This window comes from Roseovarius faecimaris (assembly GCF_009762325.1).
GTDB classification, from domain to species: domain Bacteria; phylum Pseudomonadota; class Alphaproteobacteria; order Rhodobacterales; family Rhodobacteraceae; genus Roseovarius; species Roseovarius faecimaris.
This window is the reverse complement of sequence record NZ_CP034348.1, coordinates 3,766,800-3,789,550: the sequence shown is the minus strand read 5'-3', so window position 1 is coordinate 3,789,550 and position 22,751 is coordinate 3,766,800. Positions and strand designations below refer to the sequence as shown.

Below are 22,751 nucleotides of genomic sequence, written 5' to 3'. Positions count from 1 at the left end.
GAGGCCGGCGAAAGACACTCAAGATATTGATCTTGATTGACTATCTCGGGCCTTGCCGAGGGTTAATCGGGGCGTCACCCCCTAACTGCAAACCCCTCCACCACCGTCTTAATCGCCGTCTTAGCGCGGCAAAGCATAAGGAACAAAACATGAACAAGAAGCTTAACATGCAGACGCTCGCTCGTCTCGAACCCGCGCAGACAGGGCAATACATCGTGCGCGACGACAAGCTGCCCGGCTTCTTCGCCGTCGTCGGCAAGAAGGCGATCACCTTCACGGTTCAGGTGGACGTGAGAAAGGCCGACGGCAGACGCGGGACCCGCAAGCTGGCGCTAGGCCGGTATCCCGAGATGACCGCCGAGGAGGCGCGGAGACTGGCGGCGGCGGCCAAGGTCGATATTCTGCGGGCGGAACCCATGCGGAGCGGTCGCCCCAGTTATACACTGGGCTCCGGCTGGGCGGCGCTGCGCGAGCTCATGGTCGCCAAGGTCGAGGCGGGCGAGCGGTCGCCGTGGACGCTGGAGAACTACGACCGCGCTTTCGCTCACGTCCGGGATTGGGCGGACAAGCCGCTGGCTGAACTGTCGGATCGCTCCGATCTGGTTCAGGCTCGTTTTCGCGCGATCAGCCGTGGCGACACCATCGAGTCAAACCTCAAGGGGGGCAAAGGCACCGCCAACCTCGTGGCCGGGTTCATTGGTCGGGTGTACCGATATGTCCGCGATAGCGGCTTGCAGAAGGACCTCCCCGGATACATCCCGAGCCTCGCAGTAAAGGAGGAAGTCCACCGCCTGCCGCGCCGCAAGCGCGCCCTATCGGCGAAAGACCTGCCCGGGTGGTATGCCCAGTTGCGCGCATTACCGAATCCGGTGCGGCAGGAATTTCATCTGTTCAATCTGCTAACCGGATCGCGCCAAACCCAACTCAAAGAGTTGCGCTGGGAGGACGTAGATTTCGAAGCCGGTACGGTTCATTTCCCGAAGCCGAAAGGCGGAACCGAGCGCGCCTACACGATCCCAATGAGCGACGCGATGGCGGATTGCCTGCGCCGGGCGAAGGCGGCGGGCGAGATGCTCAACCCGCGTTCGGCGCACGAGTGGGTGTTTCCAAGCGACCCCAGCCGTTCAAACGGGCGCGCCGACGGCGGCGATCCATCGCCACACATGGTCGAGCATAAGGAAGAACGGGACAAGCTCTCGCACTGGGGGTCCGATCTGCGGCGCACCTACAAGACGTTGTCGAAGGAGGCAGGGATGCCCGAGTTCATCGCCGACCTCTTCCAGAACCACGCTCAAGGCGGGGTCTCGCGCGGCTACAACGTTCGCGAGGCGATGGGCGGAGATTTTCTCGCCGACATGCAGGAGAAAATGAGCGCCTTTTTGATGGAACGGTTAACAGATGCGCCGTTTATGCCCGGGGAGAGTCAACAAGAAAATTTCGTGAAAAACGTTGAGAAGTAAACCTGTTAGGGGTTTTCTAGGCTCAAACTCGCCGCTATATTAGAGTGAAATCGCAGTTGGCGGGGTGTTTGCTAAGGCACCCCCGAAATCCGACCTCCGTGGCACGCAGTCGGAGCCTCCGAGACCCCGAAAGGGGAGGAGGTGGCGCGTGTCAGACGCTCCAAGAATTGAAAAACTGATCGAGGACACCGTCAAACGGACGGTCGTATCGCTTATCGAGAATCCGGAATGCTTCGTGCAACCCGAGTGGCTCACGTCAGCACAGGCGGCGTCATATCTTGGCCTGACCGACAAGGGCATGGAGGAGATGCGCCGCGCAGGTCGTGGGCCACAGTTCTCGCGTCCGTCGCATCGGGTTCTGAGATATCGCAAGGCTGACCTCGACGCCTATCTCGAAGCCCACCTGATCGCTCCCGGGGGGTGATCCCGGATGGCGCAGACGAAAGCAGACGAAAGGGGGCTGAAAGCCCTCCGGCAGTTGCTCCCCTCCGGCGACATTGAGCTGACAGCGATCCAGTGCGATCGCGAGCAACCGATGGCTCGTATCCGCTTGCGGGACAGCGACAGCAATCGGACCGCCGTAGCGGTATGGATCGCGGCGAAGAATGCTGCAGGATTCAACATCTACTTCACCTCTGCAGCGGTGCCCACGCCGCCGGTGAAACCCAAACCTAGGAAGGACCACTGCTCCCACGCACGGGCCCTCCACATTGATCTCGACCCGCCGCCTGAGCTTAGCCCGGATGAATATGACGGATGGCGGAAGGAGGCGGCAGAGAAGATCATTGAATTCGAATACAACGCGCCCACGCTTTTGTGCTCTTCCGGCAACGGCCTGCAGGCGTTCTATCGCCTTTCCGAGCCGGTCCCTATCAATGCCGCCGATGAAATTGACCGCTTGGAAGACGTAAACCGAGGGCTCGGCGTTGTAATCGGCGAAGCCATCGGCTCCGAATTTGACGAAGGCACGCAAAACGCTGACCGGCTCATGCGGGTGCCGTACACCACGAACTGGCCGGATCAGCGAAAACGCGACCGAGGGCGGGTCCCGACGCAGGCGACCGTGCTCAGCGTCCGCCCGGATCGACAGATCGACTACGCAAACACCCGAACCTTCGAAAACCAAGGGCGCGCCCGCCGCTACACCCGGAAGATCGACAAAGACCGCGCGCGTGCGCGCCTCGACATGCCCGGCGACGCCTCGAAGGTCACGCTGGTTCGCTCGCTCGCCGAGCTAGGCCTGCCCGGCCTGACCGAGCCGAACAATCCGCTGGCGCAGGCGATCCTGTCCTGTGCGCCGATCAGCAAAGAGCCTCAGATGTGGAAGGATCGTGACATTCCGGACCGCTCGCGGGTCGTCTATTCGGTGTGCTGCGCGCTCGCCCGAAAAGGGGTGGCGGTGGACAAGATCGCAGGCGTGATCCGCAATCCCGACTTCGGCATCTCAGCCATCGCGATGGAGCTGGAGGTGGACAAGGGTGCCGAGGCGGCAGACCGCTACGCTCAGGCCGAGGCGCTAAACGGCTATGCCGAGGCTATGGCCGAGGCGGCGGAGATCGCCGAGATGCCTGACCCGCCGATCTGGGACCCGGAAAAGGCGCTGATCTGGATGCGCGCCAGGCACCCAATTATTCAGGCCGGGTCCGGCTCGGGGCCGCAATATCTCACCTACCTGCACGAGCGGCTCGGCGAGACCGACCGCACGCGGATCGTCTATGACAGCCTCGGTGCGCTCAAGTCGGCCTATGAGCATAAGCAGGTGCAGATCGGCGAGGACCCGAAGTCGGGCGAGCCCGTAAAAGTCGACCTCGGCACGCTCTACCGGCGCGATCCGGGTCGCAAGCAATACCTGTCTACGGGCTTTGAGCCCGGTGCCCCGGCGGTGCTCTCCGGCAATCGGATGAACCTGTATCGCGGCTGGCCGATTGACCCCGAGGACCGGCCTATCCCGCTGCTGGAACGCCACGTGCTCGACGTGCTCGCCAAAGGGCGCGAGAGCCACGCTGAATACATCTGGCGATGGATGGCCTATTCTGTTCAGAAGCTCGCCCAGCCGCAGGGCGTCGCGCTGGTCTTCAAAGGCGGCAAGCGGACCGGGAAGGGCACCCTCGCCCGCACCTGGGTCGGCCTCTACGGCCAGCACGGGCTGCATACGTCGAACAAGCAGCACCTGTCCGGCAAGTTCAACGCGCATCTCCGCGACTGCCTCGGGCTGTTCGCCGACGAGACCTTCGAGAATGGCGACAAGCAGGGCGCGGCAACGCAGCGGGTGCTGCTGACCGAGCCGACCCTGATGTTCGAACGCAAGGGCGTCGATACCGAGAGCGGGCCGAACTACCTGAAGGTCATGATGGCGTCAAACGAGGAATGGGTTGTCCCCAACACCTCGGACGAAGAACGCTATGCCATCTTCGAGGTGTCCGACGCCTTCAAGAACGATGCCGCCTATTTCGGCCCCCTTTATGCCGAGATGAGAGAGGACGGCGGGCGCGGCCTGCTCTGCAAGCTGTTGAAGATGTCGCTCGGCGATTGGCAGCCGTGGCACGACATTCCCCGGACCGAGGCGCGCGGCGCGCAGATCAGGGCCACCCTTGATCCCTATGACCAGTGGATCGCGATGGTGCTCGAAAGCGGGGAAATCCCGATGGCCGTGCCTGATGAAGGCGGCTGGACCGAAAACACGCGACCGAAGGGGCGCGGACCGTGGGGCGACGGGCTCTGGGAGACCGCACAAGGTCAATTCCCGCCCCTGCGCCGCGATTGCAGCTATGACGGTTTCTCGAAGCGCCTGAGCAGATATTTCGGCAAGGCGCGGGGATCGGGCCGGGGTGCGCAGCTGGCGGGCGTCGATTTCGGCGTGAATCTCGAAGGATCGCGCGACAAGTTCCGCGCCGCGCATCCCGGCTATGAGTTCCCGGCAGAGCCTCGGCAATGGATCTGGATCGAGCGCGAAACCGAAGATGCCGAGACGATCGAGGCTGCGAAACAGGTGGGGGTGCCATTCTGATGATGCCCCTCTACGTCCCATCTATGTCTAAGTCATTGACCGCGCTTCGAAAACCGGCGCGGTACGCGGGTAGGTGCGTAAATGGCGCTCGAAATTCTATGGGGATTTTTGTGTCCGCGCAGACCGACGGCGGTGTCGCCGCCAGCTGTTCCCCGGCCATGCGAGCCAGATATCTACCCTTCTACCTGTCTACCGAGAAGGTAAGTATCTGGAGAATAGAGAAAATCCGTAGACATCTGGGTAGACGTGTCTCGGCGTTCTCCTTCTGGGCTTCTACCCGGGGCAGGGTCTCGGCGCTTCAGGCCGCTCGCGTGACCGTCTTCTCCGATGGACAAAAAGGCTGCAGGCCAGACCTCGTTATCGCGCCTTATCCGGTCGATACCCAGAAAGTGCAACCAATCCAGAGGCTTCGGCGTCTCAAGCCAAACCTAAGACGGCAATTCAGACGGTCGGAGGCTGGAAAATGACTGCGAAACGAGTCCTCGCCCTAGTCACGCGCGGGCGCGGCCCAGGACGCCCATATAGCGTAACCGGCCCGGGCCGGGAGGTTGCCGAGAAAATGCTGGCCAACGGATGCAGTCGAGCGACGGTTGCGGCCGCACTTGGCATTTCGGAAACCGCCTTTGCGGCCGCCGCCGGGCGCGATCCTGAACTTGCGACAGCAATTGAGCGGGGCGACGGCGCGCTTGAGACGGAACTGGTTGGGCATCTCCTGCAACACGCCCGCGACGGCAATGTCACGGCGGCAATCTTCCTGCTGAAGGCCAAGCGTCACTTTCGTGACAGCACGCCGGTCGAGCCGAAAACCGACAAGCCTAACATCACCATCAACCTACCTGGGGCGGCGTCGCCCGAGGATTACGCACGCCTGATCGACGTGACGCCCGATCCGACCAAGCCGAAAGGACAAGACGATGGCTGCAACGCCTAAGCCCCCAAACATCGATCCGCCCGCCGAAATAAATCCGCCGAACTATCTCGGCAACCCGGATTACCGGCAGGTGGGCGTCACATCGACCGGCGCGCCAGTCTTTGCCAAGGTACGCGCGGCCATCGACGGCCCGCTTGCGGGTAAATCGAACCGCAACCGCTACAGCCAGTCTTGGCGCGACGGCGACAAGGACCCGTGGCAGCGATGAAGATCGAGCCCACCCCATATCAGGCGCGCTGCCTCGCTGTGCCGGAGAGCTTCAATCTCTTCATGGGCGGCGGGCGCGGCGGGGGTAAGTCCTATGGCGCGCTCCTGCTTGTCCTGCGCCACGTGGAGCAGCACCGCGACAGAGCGCGCCCATTGATCGTCCGCGAAACGTACAAAGCGGCGTCGGAATTGGCCGAGACCCTGCACATGCTGCTGATCGCGGCATACGGGCGGCGCGCGGTCCGATACAACAAAGCCGACAACGTGTTCCGCGTCGCCAACGGCGCGGTCATCGAGGTCGGCCAACTCGACGGCCCGAACGCCTATGCGAAGTATCAGGGCCGCAGCTTTACGCTTCTTGTTGTCGACGAAATCGGCCTGATCCGCGAATTGCGCTGGGTTCGGATGCTCAGGTCCAACCTGCGCGCTGCCGAGGGCGTTCCGCTGCGCGAGGTCCGCACTGCAAACCCCGGCGGCGTCGCCCACGCGCTCCTCGCCCGGGAGCACGTGAACCGCGCCCCGCCTTGGGCACCCTATGAAACCGACGACGGCGAAACGTGGGTGAACGCTCCGTCTACGTTTCGTGACAACATGCACCTCGACGGCGAGCAATATCTACGCCGCCTCAAGGCCGCGACGGCTGGCGACGCAGAATTGCTCAGGGCATGGACAGACGGCGACTGGAATATTGCCCGGGGCGCGATGTTCGGCGACGTCTGGGATCCATCGGTCCACGTCCTGCCGGTCGATTACCGCCCACCCTGGCCCCTCCGGGGCAACCGAACAGCCATCGGTCTAGATTGGGGCAGTGCCGCCCCGGCGGTATGCCTGCTGGGCGTCCAGACCCCGGGCGACGATGGGCGCTTTCCACGCGGGTCGCTCCTGATCCTCGATGAGGTGCAGACCGCCGATCCGGCGGATATATCGCAAGGCCTGCGCTGGCCCCCCGGCAAGCTCGCCGACGCGATCCGCGAACGCTGTGCTTTCTGGAACATGCGGCCCTATGGCGTCGGCGACGATGCCGTGGGCCTCGATGACAGCCTGATCGACGTGCTGCGCGGCGAGGGCGTCTATCTGACAAAACCCACTAAAGGCCCCGGCTCCCGGTTAGCGGGATGGCAGCGTATCCGGCAGCGCCTGTCCCGGTCCGTCACGCGTGACGGCCCCGGCCTCTACATCACCGGACGGTGTGGACTCCTGCTCGAAACCCTCCCTGTGCTTCCGCGCGATCCGAACCGGCCCGAAGACGTGGACACCGGCGCGAACGATCACGCGGCAGACGCGCTTCGATACCTCGAAGCGCACATCACCACCGCCCGCCGTTACGGCTCTGGGCGGCACTACGGCATGACATGAAAGGAGACAAAAATGTCTGATCTGCCGATCCGGGGCGACATCTCGCCGTCCCTTCATCCCGAGGCGCTAGCTGGTTTTGCCGATGCGCTCGAACGCAAACCCGGTGCGCTGACCAGCGCGCAGGCCGCACTTGGCGACGCTTACCGCTGGCTCGGCGCGGTCAATGACGCCGAGCGGGCGCTGACGGCGCTTGCCGCATCGGAGGCCCCGGCAAAACGGCGGCAACAGCCGTCGGGCCGGTCCGAGTATCTGGGCGACCTGCGACTGACCCGGGTTGGTCTGCGCCAGTTCTCGGGTCATGAGGAAGAACTGGCCCAGGCAGCGGGTGTCCACATGGAGCGTGTCACAAAGAAGATCGACGCCGCCCGAGGTGAGCTTGAGCGAACCGTCGCGACACTCGACAAGGCTATCGCCTTCGCGCTCACCGACGATGAGGCCCAAACCGTTCGGGGCTCTGGGCTCGCCGCAGAAGTACGCGCGCACGTCAAGTCGATGAAGCAGGGCGACAGGTTCGACTTCGTCCAAATCGCGATCAAGGCACACGATCTGACCACGGTTGCGGCGGTCCTCGACGGCCAGCCCTTCCTCTCTGGCCTGAAGCACGAGGAGTGGAATAACGCCCGTATCCTCGCCACACAGGCATTCGCACCACAATCAGTTAAGGAGCGGGAGGCTGTCACCAAGCTCCTGCAGTCCGTCGATTTGGCCGGTCAGGAAGTTATCGCCCGATACACAAAGGTTCGAAGTGGGGCCGACACACCCCGGGCGCGCGCAAACCGCGAACTGGCAAAACTCAAGAAAGGAGCGGCGTGATGGCGTGGGCTTATTCCAATGGGCGCGACCATGAGAAGGCCGCCCGGCGTCGGGCAGAACAAGCCCAGCGCGACAAGGCGGCTCGAGAGTTAGATCGAAAGATCCGCGAAAACGAACTGGCGATAGCTCGCACCGAGGAGAGAATCGCCGCGATTCATCAGCGCGCGCTGGTTGACGACAAGTTGCGGGAGGCCATCCGGCTCGCGCTATGGGCCAAGGTCCCGGGTGCGGTCACCGGCAGCTACGTCAAAGGCGAAGCAGTTCTGATCCCGCCCGAAGGGTTGCCGAACGGGCTTACTGAGGAGGACCTGAACGCGGCTATACTTGCAGGTCTCTGCGGGAACAAAACGGACCCTTAGCGGGTGTATAGAGCGCAAATCTGCTAAGGACGTTAAATACACAACCAAAATGCGATAGCTCCTGCATTTTAGGAACTCAAAATTCCGCAGGCCAAAAAAATAAACCACAATTGGAGGATTCGTCTTTTCTACAACGCCAGAAAGCGCCGTAACCACGCTTCACATGGCTCGTCAATTGGCGCAATGTGCCTCCGCTTTTGGGCGAGACTGGACACAAAGAAAACTAACCACTGAGGCGCGAACTCCGTCTTAGAGACGCGGGTATAGATCGCCTTTTCCAAAAACATGTCGAAATCAAAAATAGGAATTTTGAGGTCGGTACCGTGCGTATCCTCCAGTTCTGCAATCCGCACGCGAATTTCTTCGTCTATTACCGGCGCTCCATTCGTTACGAACCCGGCGGTAAAGCACTCAGGCTGATCAGCTAGTTTCTCGTAAAGCTCTTCCACCTCTTCGCGAAGGTGGGACTTTCCGAACTTCGCATCCCAAGACTCAAGTATCAACCGTGAACCAGGCCTCGTTTCGACTTCAACATCTCCGACGTTTTTGTGCTTTTTATTTGCCGAACGCATTTGTGAAAGTGGTTTCAGGGACCCATCCAACTGTCCCTTCTCATCCAAGACCTGAAATGCCGCATGCAACATGACTTCAAACAAGCGTGCTGAGTAGCTATCTCTGTAAACATAACGCTGCACTAATGCGTAAATCTCGTCCGCCGTGAGCGTTCGAGACAGATTTTCGGCCTTTGCAATTGCTTTTTCCGCCAGTTCTTCGAGGTCGGAGCTTTTATTGATCAGCCTAGACAATAGGTACGTCAATCCCTCGAGGCCATCAATTGACCCATCCTCTAGACCCTCCACCAAGTCTAGCCAAGCTGCTCTCGCACCTCGAAGTTGCGCTTTGTATAGTTTGCTATACGGATAGTTCTCGGCCAAAGAACGGGTCATCATAAAGCCGTCTGCATTGAGACTCAAAAGCTTATGTCTCCGCAGTGTTGGCGTAATGTAGTTCTTATCCAAAACGCGCATGGACAAACCCTCAGTCCACGAAAATGCTGCGGAAGACCGTCCGCCTTTATGGAGCCTAATGGACTGCTCAGGTTCGATAGCCTTTATTGCCGCCTGAAGGACCGAAAGACCGACGAGAGCCCGACCAACCTCACTGGTTACTGAGTCCACAAGTTCATCTAAGCACCGTTTGGCATTGTCGCTTAGTGACAAGTCCGAGGCCGGATTATCGGAGAGCGTTGATATCAAATCTTCCAGATACCCATCAGAAAATGCTGTTTGGATCTTGCTGGCGCGATTCTTGGCGCGGTTAGTCTGCACCCCTTCGACAAACTCGGAAGTCGTGCCATCAGTTTCCAAGACGGACCGGTCGGCGTATATGGTGAGTTTCATGCGAAAAGAACCTTTTTCCGTTGAACGCTCATCCGCGTTAGTGTTGGAAAGGAATAAGGAATAAGATGGAAGCCGCGCTCAATTGCAGCATTGGTGTTGTTGCTTCGCACTTCAAAGCCGGAGTCCTTTAATTGCGACAAAAGTGACCTTGCCGTTACATCGTCGACGTTCATTTCAGCCGACAACTGGTCAATTGAAAATTCTTCTGCGACGAGAGTTCTATCACAAATAAGTTTAATAATTCTGCCTTCGAGACTGTCGGGCGATAAATCACATTTGATTATAGCCGCTGGTGCATACTGATAGTAGTTAAACAACTGGACTAGGTCAGCTTTGAGCGAGTTTCTAATTAAAAAACGTTCAAAAGCCTTCCACGCTGCCTGGACATCATTCAGGGTTTCACCTGACGAAGTTACAACGATTTTCGCGAATGGTAGAGACCAGTCTTTCACGGGAGTTATGACGAATTTCCAGTCAATACCCGTTCTCCGTTTTGAAGACTTGGACTTCACGCAGATCAAGAGTTGACCATTATCTTCGCTTTCCAGAACTCGGTGGCTATAGTCAGACAGCTTCCCAATCCGCCAAGAGTGGTCCAACTCCATTCGCGCGTTATACTTCTCGTATGATGGAGCTGATAAGCTTGAGGGAGGGATTTCCCGAGTATTGGCTTCAATTGCTAACTTCTCATAATACTTCGTCAACAGTCTCTTCTCTTTTGTGAAGGACAGTTCTTCATTTGTACCGAGGTAGCTCAGTTTTATTGGAATGACGGCCTCAAAGATTTGCTCCGCGATTGAAGCTGCCAAAATTCGAGCAAACTGCGGGGGTACCGAGTTTCCAAGTTGTTGAATTGCTGTGGCTCTTGAGCCGACAACTTCATATTTGTCTGGGAATGATTGCAGCCTTTTAAGCTCAGCTACGGTGAATGGCCTCGAATCCCAGTGGAAGGGCCCAGTGTACTGCCCCCCTAGAGCCTTTATTGTTCTAACCGGGCGCTTCGGGTCCGCTTTGTAAAGAAAGTCGGAAAACTTAGATCGCCAAGCAAAAACCGGCTCTGGGTGTCCCAGTTTTTCAGTATAAAAAGAATAGTTCAAACCGGGGGGTATGTCGAAAAGTAGGTTCCCATATCGCCCCCTCAACCCGCTATTTGGGACGGGTTGAGAAATGTCACTTATTGCCAGGCCCGCACAGAACCTCTCGATTTTGCCATCACTGTCAGGGCCGTGGGTGGGACGTGGAAACTGATAGTCAAAATTTTCGGCCAGATCTTTCCTGACACCTACGATAATCAGTCGCTCTCTCAATTGTGCCACGCCATAGTCGGCACTGTTCAGAATGCGGTATTTTAGTCTGTAGCCCGCTGCTTCGAACTCGCTGACAATAGCGGCCCAGTCCTTGCCTCCATTAGCGCCAAGTATTCGGTAAACATTTTCGAATAGGAATCCACGCGGCTTGAATAGTCTCAGGAGCCTTACATACTCCAGAAAAAGAGTTCCACGGGCGTCCTTCGTTCCGGACACACCGGCAGCCCTAGCACCCGCAGCAGAAAATGGCTGGCATGGTGGGCCACCGATTATGAAGTCTATGTCAGAAAAATTGGGTTCAAATTCGCGGATATCGCAGCAAGTGTTCTTTGTATTTGTGTCGAAGTATCCGCCTTGGCGCGTGTTAGCCTCCAGTGTGTCAACAAATTTCTGCTCAAACTCGACGGTCTCAACAATTTCGAAACCACAATCGTGAAAACCGATGTCGAGACCACCCGCACCAGAAAAGAGGCTTAGTACCTTGGGCTTTACGGCAAAGCTTGTATTTTGCCGTAAAACGCAGCCAAACTTATCGCTCCAATTGGCTGTCTGTTCATCAATTGGCCAGATCGTGCTGGGGCCATCATCGTCACGCTCAAACACAAAGGCAGATTGATGGCTGTTCACAAGATTCTCCGAGCCGATGAGATGTCAGGGTCCCTAAAACTGTGTACCTATAACTTGTGTTCGCATCAACAGGTTGGACTGAATGTTGTGTTTTTTTTGGCCATTGAGAGCCGTCCAGTGCATCTCGCCGAGTTTCGATTGCTTTAGCCGCTATCGGCACCACAAATTCGGCAGCGACAAATCCGCAACGCAATGACATTGATTTCAAATGAAATATGGTGCCGATGAAGGGACTCGAACCCCCGACCCACGCATTACGAATGCGTTGCTCTACCAGCTGAGCTACATCGGCCTGTTAACGGCCATCACCGTCTTAGGAACCGTCTTACGGCTCCGTCTTAAAATCTTTCGCCGTTGCCGGTCAACGGGTTATGCGAGTTCGCCCTCCGTATTACGAATGACGTGCTCTACCAGCTGAGCTACAGCGGCCTCTCGGGGCGGGGCTATAGCACCCGAACCTGAGCGGGGAAAGGACTATTTTTTCTCCACTTCGGCCTCAGAGGCGTCGGAGGGATCTGTCTCGGCGTCGTCGACCAGTTCGGCGTCAACAATCTCCGTCTCGTCTGGCTCGGGGGCGGCGTCTTTCGACTGATCTTCGATCGTTCCCACGATCAGCGGCAGCATCTCGACACCGGTCGCGGTGCTCACTGGCGACTCGGGCGGTGTGGTCCAGCTCAGCGTGTCGAAGCTGTGACAGTTTTCGCAGGCAGGCGCCCATTGGGCATGCACGTAGTGACACTTGTCACAAACCCATTGCGGACCGCGCGGGGCAGACAGCGCCCGCGCCAGCCAGCCTTTGACAACCGCATCCGGGGCTCCCTCGCCACGTTCGATCGCGGCCATGATGGTCAGGGCGCGCGCGTCCGGGGCCGATTCCGCCAGATCTCCAAGGGCGCGGCGCGCGGCGGGGAAATCCTCGGCGGCGATGTGAAGCTCTGCGTTCAGAAGCTTGGTCTCGCGGTGATCCGGCATGGATTTGGTCAGCTTCACAAAGCGCTTGATCCGGGCTTCGGGGGTCTCATCAGGCTCAATCTCGGCAAAGGCCGCGGCAAGGTCCGGGTGCGGCTGCGCGTCCCAGGCTTTCTTCAGAACCCGCGTGGCGTAGCGTTTCGAACCCTGCTCAATATAGCTGCGCGCGGCCATGGCGGCGGCCGGCACCAGATCCGGTGAAAGGCGATTGGCCTCAATTGCCGCTTCGCGGGCCTCGATCGTATTGCCCTCGTCCAGCACCCCCTTGGCCTCGGACAGGGCCAGCACCGCATCGCGGCGCTTGTGCACGTCGCGCGGCAGGCTGCCATGTTTCAGCTTGGCCTTCAGGGTCTCGCGTGCGCCTTTCCAGTCCGCCTTGCGGGCCTGCAATTGCAGCAACGTGTCCTGCACCTCCACATGTTTGGGCTTCAGGGCAAAGGCGGTCTCGGCCAGTTTCAGCGCGGTTTCGGTATCGCCGTCCTGCAGCTTCTGCCGCATGATCCCGCGCACACCGACAAAGCGGGTCTTCTCGTTTGTCAGAAGCCGTTTATAGACCTCCTCGGCCTTGCGCCGGTCGCCTTTCATCTCAGCCGCCTGTGCGGTGATCAGATTGGTCAGCGCGGGTTTGCGCAGGTATTTCTCGGCCTTGGCGGCCTGCGCCATCGCCACGTCACCCTCGCCCGAGGCCAGGGCCATCACACCTTCGGACAGGGCGCGATAGCCCTTTTCTTCGCGGTTGCGCTGAAAATATCGCGACAGCGCCGTGTCATCTCCATTGATGAATTTCAGCACTGCGATCAGCAGCGATGCGAGCTTGAGCAGGATCCAGATCGCCAGCACCAGCAGGATCAGGACGATCACCGACATCAGAGGCGTCAGGTTGAACTCCAGACCCGCCATCTGGATGCGCACCCCGCCCTCCAGCTCCAGCAGATGCCCGGCGCCATATGCCGCTGCCGCGACCAGGGCGATGAAAACAACAATCTTGATAATCGACCAAAGCATATGTTGCGCCCTTTTCGCGTTAATTCAGGTCCTGACCAAGCGCCTCGGCGGCTGCGAGAGCAGCCTGCCTTGTGGCGACCTGATCGGTCCAGTCTGTCAGTGCCTCGCGGCCCACTTGCGGCAAGGCCTCGATCTCGGCCAGCGCATCGGTCAGCCGACCCTCGCGCACGGCCGCTTCGGCGCGCGACAGCACGGCGTCGGCGTCATCGCCTTCGCGCGGCTCCAGCGACCGGGTGCCAAGCTGATTTTTCAGAAAGGCCGAGAAACCGCTTTCCTCGCCATTCGCGGCGGCGTCCTGACGTGACGCCGCCAGCGCCGCACGGGCCGCATCCGGAAAGCTTTGCTGCAAGTCGGTCAGGGACGGCGCGCCATCGGTGGCCACCTGCGTCAGTGCAGAGGGCACGGCGACCCCTGCCGCCTCCAGATCGCCCAGCGCCGCGGCAAAGCCCGCGCCGGTGTCCAGAGCGGTCTGAATGCGTGTGAAGGCGGCGCGGCGCAGGGTGGCCTGCGCGGTTTCTTCGGCATTGGCTTCGGCGCTCATTGCCTCGGCGGCAATATTCTCGATCTCCGAGCGCTGCGCGGCAATCGCGTCCTGCAAGGCGGTCAGCTCACGCTCATACGCTGCAATGGCCGCGTCCGATGCGCCTTCTGTCATCGGGCGTTTCTCCACCTCGGTAAGGCGGACGCCCAGCGCGGCAAGTTCGTCTTCGACACCGGTCAGCCTGTCGGCAAGAGCACCCAGAGACGCGTTGACGTCGCCCAACTCGGCCTCCAGGGCGCTCGTATCTGCCGTGGGCAGGGCATCGACCGTGTCGCTCAATCCGGCCAGTTTGGCGTTCTGCGCGTCAATCCTGCCAGCCATATCCGAGCGCAGAGCATCCAGATCGCCCCCCGCCTGCGGTTGCATCACATAAGCCGCGCCAAAGCCGATCCCACCGGCCAGCAGCCCGCCAAGCAGCATCGGAATGAAACCGCTCTTGCGCTCCGCCACAGGCTCGGAATGGACCGGGGCAGGCGGCGCGGTAACGTAGGTCGTTCCGCTATCGGACGACTCGCTCGGCGTTACGATGTCTTCATCGGCGGGCGTTGCCTCATCCGGCGCGGTTTCTGACTCTTCAGTGTCGGTATCTGCCGGATCCGCCCCGGCTTTTGCGCCTTCGCTCGACTCTTCCGGGACCTCTTCGGCAATCACATCCGCGTCGATCACCCCGTCATCCGCGCCATTGTCGGCGGCGGCATTGGCCTGATCCTCGACCTCCTGAGCGGTTTCGACCGCATCCGCCTCGGCGTCAGTCTTGGAGGTCGATGTCTTCTTACGTGCCACTTGAAACCACCTTTGATCGAATCTGGGGCGCGCATGGCCCTCATTGACTTTACTGCGCCCCTTTTGCGCCCTCAACCCGAATGGCCATTTCGTACGCAGCGTCCAGAGCGGTCAGCATCGCCTCCGCATCCGGGGTCTGCGCGACAATGATCCCTATCACGGAGCCATCCGGAACAGGCTTGGCCGCATTGGCGCTGATCGCAGCCACGACGAGAGGCGCTTCCGCGTCCATCCTGTCAAAACATAGGGCGGCACTGCGGGGAGAGTATAGGGGAAGAATCACCGGTGTGTCCCGACCAAGGCAAGCGCGGGCCTCTTCCGAGAGCGCGCGGGCCTTTTGCCGGTACAAAACCGCCTCGCGCGTCTCGATGCCGGTCTCGGTCAGGCGCTGCGCGACATCCCCGGCCGCATGCTCTCCGCGCAGATGCAGGCAAGGGGCGGTTGGCGCGTCCCGGCGTATCCGGTCAACAAGCGCGTCCGCGTCGCCCTCCGCGTCCATCGTGACCAGGCCAAGCGCACGCGCCGCCTCTGCCGTGGCGGACCCGACCGCATAGCAGGGCAGATCGCGCCGCTCGCTCAGCCGGGCAAAGCCCGCAACCCCATTGCGCGACGTAAAAATCAGCGTGCCAACGCCGCTCAGATCGGGCAGCGCCTCGGCCCACTCGATCTGCATCACCGGCGAAATCACGATGTTCACCCCACACCCCCAGCGGCCGCGCAGCGTATCAGCAAGCTCGATGGCCGCAGGCTCGGGCCGGGTGATCAGGACGGTGACGCTCATAATGGCTCGGCAGTTGTTTTGCGACCCCTCCGGTGTTACCTGCGCTGGAACGATCACGCAACGGGCGGCACGATGGCGGCACCCTTCACCATTCTGGGCATTGAGAGCAGCTGCGACGATACCGCCGCCGCCGTGGTGCATATCCCCGGCAAGGGCAGCGCACAGATTCTTGCCTCGGTGGTTTATGGTCAGGACGGGCTGCATGCGCCGTTTGGCGGGGTGGTGCCCGAGATTGCCGCGCGCGCTCATGCGGAAAAGCTGGATATCTGCGTGGCCGAAGCGCTGGCGCAATCCGGCAAGACCCTGGGCCAGATGGACGCCATCGCCGTCACCGCCGGGCCGGGTCTGATAGGCGGTGTGCTGTCCGGCGTGATGTGCGCCAAGGGACTCGCCGCCGGGTCCGGCCTGCCCCTTGTCGGAGTGAACCACCTGGCGGGGCATGCGCTGACGCCCAGTCTGACCGATCAGCTGGATTATCCCTACCTGATGCTTCTTGTGTCCGGTGGACATTGCCAGTTCCTGATCGTGCACGGGGCCGAAGAGTTCACCCGCCTTGGCGGCACAATCGACGATGCCCCCGGCGAAGCCTTCGACAAGACCGCGCGTATCCTCGGGCTGGGTCAGCCCGGCGGACCTGCGGTGGAACGCGAGGCGCAGGCCGGAGATGCCGCACGTTTCGCCCTCCCGCGCCCGCTGCTTGACCGGCCCGGCTGCGATATGTCCTTTTCGGGCCTCAAGACCGCCGTCCTGCGCGCCCGCGATCACCTGATCGCAGAACAAGGTGGTCTGACCCGCCAGGATCGCGCCGATCTGTGTGCGGGGTTTCAGGCGGCCGTCTGCGATGTGCTGACGGAAAAAACACGCCGGGCGCTTGCGATCTACATGGAGGAGCAGCCGACAAAGCCCGCCCTCGCCGTGGCCGGCGGTGTTGCGGCAAATCAGGCCATTCGGGCCGGGTTAGAGACTGTTTCGACCGAATTCGAGGCGCGCTTCACCGCCCCGCCTCTGGCGCTCTGCACCGATAATGCGGCGATGATTGCCTATGCCGGGGCCGAGCGTTTTGCGGCGGGCCATTTGGACGATATGACATTGGCCGCCCGGCCGCGCTGGCCACTGGATCGCTCAAGCCCGGCGATGCTTGGAAGCGGCAAGAAAGGAGCCAAGGCATGATCACCGTGATGGGCGCAGGAGCATTCGGGACAGGGCTGGCGATTTCACTCGCGCAGACCGGGCCGGTGGCGCTTTGGGCGCGCAATAGATCGCAGGCCGAAGAGATGCGCACGACCCGGCAGAATGCGCGCCGCCTGTCCGGTATCGATCTGCCGGACCATGTGCAGGTGACCGCCGATCTGCCGCGCCAGTCCGGTGCGCCCTACCTTCTTTCGGTGCCGATGCAAAAGCTGCGCGCCGGGCTGGAGGCGCATAAAGAGGCACTTGCCGGGCAGGTACTGGTCGCCTGCTGCAAGGGGATCGAGCTTGACAGCGGTCTGCGCCCCACCGAGGTGATCCGTGCGGTGATCCCCGACGCGCGCACTGCAATCCTCACCGGGCCGAGCTTTGCCGCCGATATTGCCCGCGGCCTGCCCACGGCGCTCACGCTGGCCTGCGCCGATGCCACGCTTGGCGAGGATTTGCAGGCACAGCTGGGCACAACGGCGCTGCGGCTCTACCGCAGCACCGATGTGACCGGCGCCGAGCTGGGTGGCGCGCTCAAGAACGTCATGGCCATCGCCTGCGGGGCGGTGATCGGCGCGGGGCTCGGGGAAAGCGCACGCGCCGCATTGATGACACGCGGTTTTGCTGAAATGTGCCGCATGGCCGAAGCGAAAGGGGCGCGCGCCAGCACCCTGGCCGGCCTGTCCGGGTTCGGCGATCTTGCCCTGACCTGTACCTCCGAGCTGTCGCGCAACTATCAATTCGGCCTCAGCCTGGGCCGGGGCGAGGCGTTTGACCCGACGATCACCGTCGAAGGCGCGGCCACGGCCCAAGCCGTTCTGACCGAGGCGCAAAAGGCCAATATCGACATGCCCATCACCCATGCCGTCACAGCGCTCTCAACTGGTAAATTGCAGGTGGCGCAAGCGATGGATATGCTGCTCTCACGACCACAGAAGGAAGAATGATGCTGATCGCTCTCATTGGCCGGGACAAGCCCGGCGCGCTGCAAACCCGTCTCGACAATCGCGACGCGCATGTTGCCTATCTCAAGGGCACGGGCGTTGTCTCTCAGGCCGGGCCGCTTCTGGACGCGGATGAACAGATGATCGGCTCGCTCGTGATCCTGGATGTGCCCGACATGGCCGCCGCACAGGCCTGGGCGGCAGACGATCCTTATGCCAAGGCAGGGCTTTTTGCCTCGGTCGAGCTGATCCCCTGGAAAAAGGTGATCTGAGCCATGCGCTACTGGCTGTTCAAATCCGAGCCATCGACCTGGAGCTGGGACGATCAGGTCGCCAGGGGCGATGCGGGCGAGGAATGGGACGGCGTGCGCAACTATCAGGCCCGCAATTTCATGCGCGACATGGCGGTGGGCGACCGGGGGTTTTTCTATCACAGCCAGACAGAGAAGGCCGTGGTCGGCATCGTCGAGGTGATCGCCGAGGCGCATCAGGACAGCACCACGGATGACGACCGCTGGGACTGCGTGGATATCAAGGCGGTCGGCCCTGTCAAAACCCCGGTCACGCTCGACATGATCAAGGCCGACCCGCGCCTGTCCGAGATGGTGCTGGTGCGCAACTCGCGCCTCTCGGTGCAGCCGGTGACGGCTGAGGAATGGCAGGTGGTCTGCGGTCTGGCGGGCATTTCCGCCTAGGCCGGGTCGGCCTTTTCAGGCATCCTTTCTCCGGGAACCAACGGAGGAGGGTCTGATATGGAACTCATCAACGTGATCGTGGCCGCAGCAGCAGGCTTTGCCTTTGGCGCGGGCTGGTACATGACGCTGGCAAAACCCTGGACCGAAGCCGCCGGGATCGAAGTGGATGAAAACGGCCGACCGGTCAACGAAAGTGCTGGCCCTTACATCATGGCCGCCATCGCGATGCTTTTCGTCGCGGGCATGATGCGACATGTGTTTTCGCTTGCCGGGATCGACACCATCGACAAAGGGCTGATATCGGGGCTCGGGATCGGGCTCTTTTTCATCTCGCCCTGGATCATGATCAACAACGCCTATGGCGGCCGGCCCTTCAAGCTGACCCTGATCGACGGCGGATATGCCACATTCGGCTGTGCGCTCATCGGCGCAGTGCTGACAGTGTTCTGAAACTGCAGAAGGGTTCAGACTGGACGCCTGAACCCTTCTTCCCCTCAAGATCCCTACGCACCACACGTATCTTTGGAGATATGGTTCGGCCATCCTGGCCTGATCCAGAGAACATTACGAGCTGTTCGCGTCTGTGGCAAACACCAAGTAGTTAAGATTGCTATCAAATCAGCCCGATCCAACCAAACAAACGCAAAACGCCCGCCAAACCGGCGGGCGCTTCGTTTCGGGATTGCCCCGGATCAGCCGTAGACCGACTCTTTGCCGAAATGCTTGGTCAGCATGTAGTAAACCACGGCGCGATACTTGTTACGCTCGGATTTGCCATAGGTCTCGATCACCTGGTTGATCGCGTCGGTCAGCTGCGGGCCATCGGCCAGGCCAAGTTTCTTAATCAGAAAATTGTTTTTCACGGTTTCCAGCTCTCCGGGTTGGCTGGCCGCAACGGTCGAGGCATCTGCATTATAGATCGCCGGGCCACAGCCGATCGTCACCTTCGTCAGAAGGTCCATATCAGGCGTCATCCCGCACTTGTTTTTCAGATCATCAGCATATTGCGCGATAAGATCGTCGCGTTTTCCCATAAGTCTTCTCCCACTGGTCGGCCCGATGCCGGATTTCAAATGAACACGTCGCCCCTTCACAGGCGCTGGTTGCACGATAACGGCAGATCAGGCTTGCTCAAAGGGAAAACTTGGGCCGTTTCTCCCCGCTAAACGTTGCGTCACATGCAACGTCAAACGGCGCCTCGCTCGGCATCCCGGCTCAGCGGCACAGGCCCTGTCGCTTGCCGGCACGCGCCGTAACGTCCATAAGGTGATCAGGGGACAGCGGCACCATTCACCAGATGCCTCACCGCAGATCCACGCCCTCGGTTTTACCGTGGCCCGTGCGTGCGTCATAGGCCCTGTCCTGCGCCCGCCATTTGCGCAGGATCGCCAGCCCGTTGCGGCACCCGGCCGCCTTTATCTCGCGCCCGGCATTGATACTGTGTTGGCCGTGCTGCTCTTCATGGGCGCGCATGGCCTTCAGCATCCTGTCCCACTTGGCCCGCACATCCGCAGGCATCGCCTCAGGCCGGGTATGCTGCGGGAGAGAATAACGCACCCGTACCGTCACCTCGCAGTGCCCGCGCCAGACGACATGCCCCCGCGTATAGGCCCAATAGCCAACAGGCCCGCGCGTGCTCATCTGGCGGCGCAGGCCTGCAATGGTCGTGGCATCAACCTTGTAAGGCCGCTCCACGATCTCAATCGTCGGGTTGGCCAGTGCCGGAGGGCCCGCCCAAAGGCAGGCCCAGACGGCGATGATCTTAGTAGCGGTAATGCTCCGGCTTGAACGGCCCATCGACACTGACCCCGATATACGCAGCCTGCTCGGGCTGCAGCTCGGTCAGCTTCACGCCGATACGGTCCAGATGCAACCGGGCCACCTTCTCATCCAGGTGTTTCGGCAGAATATAGACATCGTTCTGGTATTCGTCGCCCTTGGTGAAAAGTTCGATCTGCGCCAGCACCTGATTGGTGAAGGACGCGCTCATCACGAAAGACGGGTGGCCCGTGGCATTCCCGAGGTTCAGCAGACGGCCCTCGCTGAGCAGGATCAGGCGATTGCCGTTCGGCATCTCGATCATGTCCACCTGCTCTTTGATGTTGGTCCATTTGTGGTTCTTCAGCGCGGCCACCTGAATCTCGTTGTCGAAATGGCCGATGTTGCCGACAATCGCCATGTCCTTCATCTCGCGCATATGCTCGATGCGGATCACGTCCTTGTTGCCGGTGGTGGTGATGAAGATATCAGCGGTGCTCACCACATCCTCAAGCCGGACCACCTCGAACCCGTCCATCGCCGCCTGCAAGGCACAGATCGGATCGACCTCGGTCACCTTCACGCGCGCGCCAGCCCCGCGCAGCGACGCGGCCGAACCCTTGCCCACATCGCCATAGCCCATGACCACAGCCACCTTGCCCGCCATCATCGTGTCGGTCGCGCGGCGAATGCCATCGACCAGCGATTCCTTGCAGCCGTACTTGTTATCGAACTTCGACTTGGTAACGCTGTCATTCACATTGATCGCCGGGAAGGGAAGTTGCCCGTTGCGCTGCAGCTCATACAGGCGATGCACACCGGTCGTGGTCTCTTCCGACACACCGATGATTGCATCGCGTGTCTTGGTGAACCAGCCGGGGCTTTCGGCCATCCGCTTCATGATCTGCGCCTTGATCACGGCCTCTTCCTCGGAGGACGGCACCGGGATGATATCCTCACCCGCCTCGGCCCGCGCACCCAGCAGCACGTAAAGCGTGGCATCGCCGCCATCGTCGAGGATCATATTGGCCCCTTCCGGGAACAGGAACGACTTGTCGAGGTAATCCCAATGCTCTTCCAGGGTCTGCCCCTTGATGGCAAAAACCGGCACGCCACCCGCGGCAATCGCGGCGGCGGCGTGATCCTGGGTCGAGAAGATGTTGCACGACGCCCAGCGCACATCCGCCCCCAGCGCCACCAGCGTCTCGATCAGAACAGCGGTCTGGATCGTCATGTGCAGCGACCCGACGATCCGCGCACCCTTGAGCGGTTTGCTCTCGCCATATTCTTCGCGCAGTGCCATCAGGCCCGGCATTTCGGTTTCCGCAATATCCAGTTCCTTACGGCCAAACGCAGCCAGGTTGATATCCTTTACAATATAGTCCTTCGCCATTTGATCAGGTTCCTTGCAATCTCTGTTTGAAAGGGCAGATAGCACCGTGTCCCCGCTTGGGCAATGAACGATTGGGCCTGTGCCCGGCGTGTGGCGGATTGCACGGCCCGATGCGCTTGAGTATGCACACTGGGATCAACACAAGGTGTCCTCATGCCCCCCAAACCGCCCCGCGCCTGGCAAAAGATGCTCTCGGGCCGCAGACTCGACCTTCTCGACCCCACCCCGATGGATATCGAGATCGAGGATATCGCCCACGGGCTCAGCTTCGTCGCGCGCTGGAACGGACAAACCCAGGGGGATTACGCCTATTCCGTCGCCGAACACTCGCTCCTGGTCGAGGCGCTCTTTACCCGGATGAGCGCGCGGCCCGAGCCGAAATGGCAACTCGCGGCCCTCCTGCATGATGCCCCCGAATATGTCATCGGCGATATGATCTCGCCGGTGAAATCGGCCGTCGGCCCTGGCTATGACGAGCTTGACAAGCGGCTTTCGGCCGCGATCCACATCCGCTTTGGCCTGCCCGCCGCGATCCCGGCTCAGATCAAACGCCAGATCAAGAAAGCCGACCGCGTCAGCGCCTGGATGGAATCCACACAAATCGCCGGGTTCGACGAGGCCGAGGCCAACAGGTTCTTCGGCGCGCCCGATCCGGCCCTGATCGACGGGCTTTCCATTCTGCTGCGTCCGCCCATGCAGACCCGCGCCGATTTCACCGCCCGGCATCACGCCCTGATGGACGCCACCGCATGATCCATATCCGACCCGCCGGCGCCCTGGACGCGCCCGCCATGGCGGAGTTGCTCAACGCCATCATCGCCAGGGGCGGCACCACGGCGCACACCACCCCCGTCACGCGCACGGATATCATCGCCTTCATGTCGAAAGACCCCGAGCGCGCCGCCTGGCTCGTGGCCGAGGATGATGCGGGCACGTTGCTCGGCTTTCAGCTGATCGAACCGATGGACACCCTGCCGCCCGAGGCCTGCGATATCGGCACCTTCACCCGGCTCGGCCGCACCCAGTCGGGCATCGGCTCCGCCCTCTTCGAGCGCACCCGCCTTGAGGCAATCAAGCTCGGCTATTCATGGATCAACGCCACCATCCGCGCCGACAATGCAGGCGGGCTGGCCTATTACCAGAGCCGTGGGTTCGAGCCCTACGCCACCCACCGCAACATCCGCCTCGATGACGGCACACTGGTCGACAAGATTTCCAAACGCTACAACCTTTAGCCTA

General features: G+C 60.9%; 23 protein-coding genes and 1 tRNA gene. 15 read left to right on the top strand and 9 right to left on the bottom strand.

Going from position 1 to position 22,751, the window contains the following annotated elements; genetic code table 11:
* The first annotated feature begins 149 nt into the window (after window positions 1–149).
* The 8 genes from EI983_RS18845 (at window position 150) to EI983_RS18810 (ending at window position 8,133) form a co-directional block, all read left to right on the top strand.
* Window positions 150–1,460, top strand: coding sequence for a tyrosine-type recombinase/integrase (locus EI983_RS18845; protein ID WP_157708872.1), 1,311 nt, complete (start codon window positions 150–152; stop codon window positions 1,458–1,460).
* 148 nt (window positions 1,461–1,608) lie between these two features.
* The gene (locus EI983_RS18840; protein ID WP_157708871.1) at window positions 1,609–1,884 is read left to right on the top strand and encodes a helix-turn-helix transcriptional regulator; all 276 of its coding nucleotides are present in this window, start codon (window positions 1,609–1,611) and stop codon (window positions 1,882–1,884) included.
* Window positions 1,885–1,890: 6 nt separating this feature from the next.
* Window positions 1,891–4,467 carry a primase-helicase family protein gene (locus EI983_RS18835; RefSeq protein ID WP_157708870.1) on the top strand — a complete coding sequence of 859 codons (2,577 nt, stop codon included), beginning with the start codon at window positions 1,891–1,893 and terminating at the stop codon, window positions 4,465–4,467.
* Window positions 4,468–4,930: 463 nt separating this feature from the next.
* Window positions 4,931–5,398 (top strand): hypothetical protein, encoded by a 468-nt coding sequence (locus EI983_RS18830; RefSeq protein ID WP_157708869.1) that lies wholly within the window; start codon window positions 4,931–4,933, stop codon window positions 5,396–5,398.
* Complete coding sequence (locus tag EI983_RS18825; protein WP_157708868.1) at window positions 5,382–5,606, top strand: hypothetical protein; 225 nt, start codon at window positions 5,382–5,384, stop codon at window positions 5,604–5,606. Before EI983_RS18830 ends, EI983_RS18825 begins: the two co-directional genes overlap by 17 nt.
* Window positions 5,603–6,961: a phage terminase large subunit gene (locus EI983_RS18820; RefSeq protein ID WP_157708867.1), complete on the top strand. Its 1,359-nt coding sequence runs from the start codon at window positions 5,603–5,605 to the stop codon at window positions 6,959–6,961. Before EI983_RS18825 ends, EI983_RS18820 begins: the two co-directional genes overlap by 4 nt.
* Before the next feature lie 12 nt (window positions 6,962–6,973).
* Window positions 6,974–7,774, top strand: coding sequence for a hypothetical protein (locus EI983_RS18815; RefSeq protein WP_157708866.1), 801 nt, complete (start codon window positions 6,974–6,976; stop codon window positions 7,772–7,774).
* Window positions 7,774–8,133: a hypothetical protein gene (locus tag EI983_RS18810; RefSeq protein ID WP_157708865.1), complete on the top strand. Its 360-nt coding sequence runs from the start codon at window positions 7,774–7,776 to the stop codon at window positions 8,131–8,133. The genes EI983_RS18815 and EI983_RS18810 overlap by 1 nt, the downstream gene beginning before the upstream one ends.
* Before the next feature lie 128 nt (window positions 8,134–8,261).
* Here EI983_RS18810 and EI983_RS18805 read toward each other — a convergent pair whose 3' ends face one another.
* The 6 genes from EI983_RS18805 to EI983_RS18780 all read right to left on the bottom strand — a co-directional run bounded on the left by EI983_RS18805 (window position 8,262) and on the right by EI983_RS18780 (window position 15,546).
* The gene (locus tag EI983_RS18805) at window positions 8,262–9,533 is read right to left on the bottom strand and encodes a hypothetical protein (protein WP_157708864.1); all 1,272 of its coding nucleotides are present in this window, start codon (window positions 9,531–9,533) and stop codon (window positions 8,262–8,264) included.
* Window positions 9,530–11,467, bottom strand: coding sequence for a DNA cytosine methyltransferase (locus EI983_RS18800; RefSeq protein WP_157708863.1), 1,938 nt, complete (start codon window positions 11,465–11,467; stop codon window positions 9,530–9,532). The genes EI983_RS18805 and EI983_RS18800 overlap by 4 nt, the downstream gene beginning before the upstream one ends.
* Window positions 11,468–11,683: 216 nt before the next feature.
* Window positions 11,684–11,759: transfer RNA gene (locus tag EI983_RS18795), tRNA-Thr, on the bottom strand.
* Between the two features lie 182 nt (window positions 11,760–11,941).
* Window positions 11,942–13,441, bottom strand: coding sequence for a heme biosynthesis protein HemY (locus EI983_RS18790; protein WP_157708862.1), 1,500 nt, complete (start codon window positions 13,439–13,441; stop codon window positions 11,942–11,944).
* Between the two features lie 19 nt (window positions 13,442–13,460).
* On the bottom strand, window positions 13,461–14,765 hold the full coding sequence (locus EI983_RS18785) for a COG4223 family protein (protein WP_157708861.1): 1,305 nt from the start codon (window positions 14,763–14,765) through the stop codon (window positions 13,461–13,463).
* Window positions 14,766–14,814: 49 nt separating this feature from the next.
* The gene (locus EI983_RS18780) at window positions 14,815–15,546 is read right to left on the bottom strand and encodes a uroporphyrinogen-III synthase (RefSeq protein ID WP_157708860.1); all 732 of its coding nucleotides are present in this window, start codon (window positions 15,544–15,546) and stop codon (window positions 14,815–14,817) included.
* A gap of 72 nt (window positions 15,547–15,618) precedes the next feature.
* Here EI983_RS18780 and tsaD point away from each other — a divergent pair, with 72 nt between their 5' ends.
* From tsaD to EI983_RS18755, 5 genes are read left to right on the top strand one after another with little or no spacing between them, the layout of a single operon-like run.
* Window positions 15,619–16,716: a tRNA (adenosine(37)-N6)-threonylcarbamoyltransferase complex transferase subunit TsaD gene (tsaD, locus tag EI983_RS18775; protein ID WP_157708859.1), complete on the top strand. Its 1,098-nt coding sequence runs from the start codon at window positions 15,619–15,621 to the stop codon at window positions 16,714–16,716.
* Entirely contained in the window at window positions 16,713–17,669 is a 957-nt protein-coding gene (locus EI983_RS18770) for an NAD(P)H-dependent glycerol-3-phosphate dehydrogenase (protein WP_157708858.1), read from the top strand. The genes tsaD and EI983_RS18770 overlap by 4 nt, the downstream gene beginning before the upstream one ends.
* A complete protein-coding gene (locus tag EI983_RS18765) occupies window positions 17,669–17,938 on the top strand; it encodes a YciI family protein (RefSeq protein WP_157708857.1) in 270 nt (89 codons plus the stop codon). Before EI983_RS18770 ends, EI983_RS18765 begins: the two co-directional genes overlap by 1 nt.
* Before the next feature lie 3 nt (window positions 17,939–17,941).
* Window positions 17,942–18,361 (top strand): EVE domain-containing protein, encoded by a 420-nt coding sequence (locus EI983_RS18760; protein ID WP_157708856.1) that lies wholly within the window; start codon window positions 17,942–17,944, stop codon window positions 18,359–18,361.
* 57 nt (window positions 18,362–18,418) lie between these two features.
* A complete protein-coding gene (locus EI983_RS18755; protein ID WP_157708855.1) occupies window positions 18,419–18,811 on the top strand; it encodes a DUF1761 domain-containing protein in 393 nt (130 codons plus the stop codon).
* Between the two features lie 242 nt (window positions 18,812–19,053).
* Here EI983_RS18755 and EI983_RS18750 read toward each other — a convergent pair whose 3' ends face one another.
* From EI983_RS18750 to ahcY, 3 genes are all read right to left on the bottom strand, one after another.
* Window positions 19,054–19,395 carry a DUF2853 family protein gene (locus tag EI983_RS18750; protein ID WP_157708854.1) on the bottom strand — a complete coding sequence of 114 codons (342 nt, stop codon included), beginning with the start codon at window positions 19,393–19,395 and terminating at the stop codon, window positions 19,054–19,056.
* 268 nt (window positions 19,396–19,663) lie between these two features.
* Window positions 19,664–20,158, bottom strand: coding sequence for a DUF922 domain-containing protein (locus EI983_RS18745; protein ID WP_157708853.1), 495 nt, complete (start codon window positions 20,156–20,158; stop codon window positions 19,664–19,666).
* A complete protein-coding gene (ahcY, locus tag EI983_RS18740) occupies window positions 20,124–21,512 on the bottom strand; it encodes an adenosylhomocysteinase (protein WP_157708852.1) in 1,389 nt (462 codons plus the stop codon). The genes EI983_RS18745 and ahcY overlap by 35 nt, the downstream gene beginning before the upstream one ends.
* A gap of 153 nt (window positions 21,513–21,665) precedes the next feature.
* Here ahcY and EI983_RS18735 point away from each other — a divergent pair, with 153 nt between their 5' ends.
* Together EI983_RS18735 and EI983_RS18730 are read left to right on the top strand one after the other, a co-directional pair.
* A complete protein-coding gene (locus tag EI983_RS18735) occupies window positions 21,666–22,265 on the top strand; it encodes an HD domain-containing protein (protein ID WP_157708851.1) in 600 nt (199 codons plus the stop codon).
* A complete protein-coding gene (locus EI983_RS18730; RefSeq protein ID WP_157708850.1) occupies window positions 22,262–22,747 on the top strand; it encodes a GNAT family N-acetyltransferase in 486 nt (161 codons plus the stop codon). Before EI983_RS18735 ends, EI983_RS18730 begins: the two co-directional genes overlap by 4 nt.
* Window positions 22,748–22,751 lie beyond the last annotated feature (4 nt).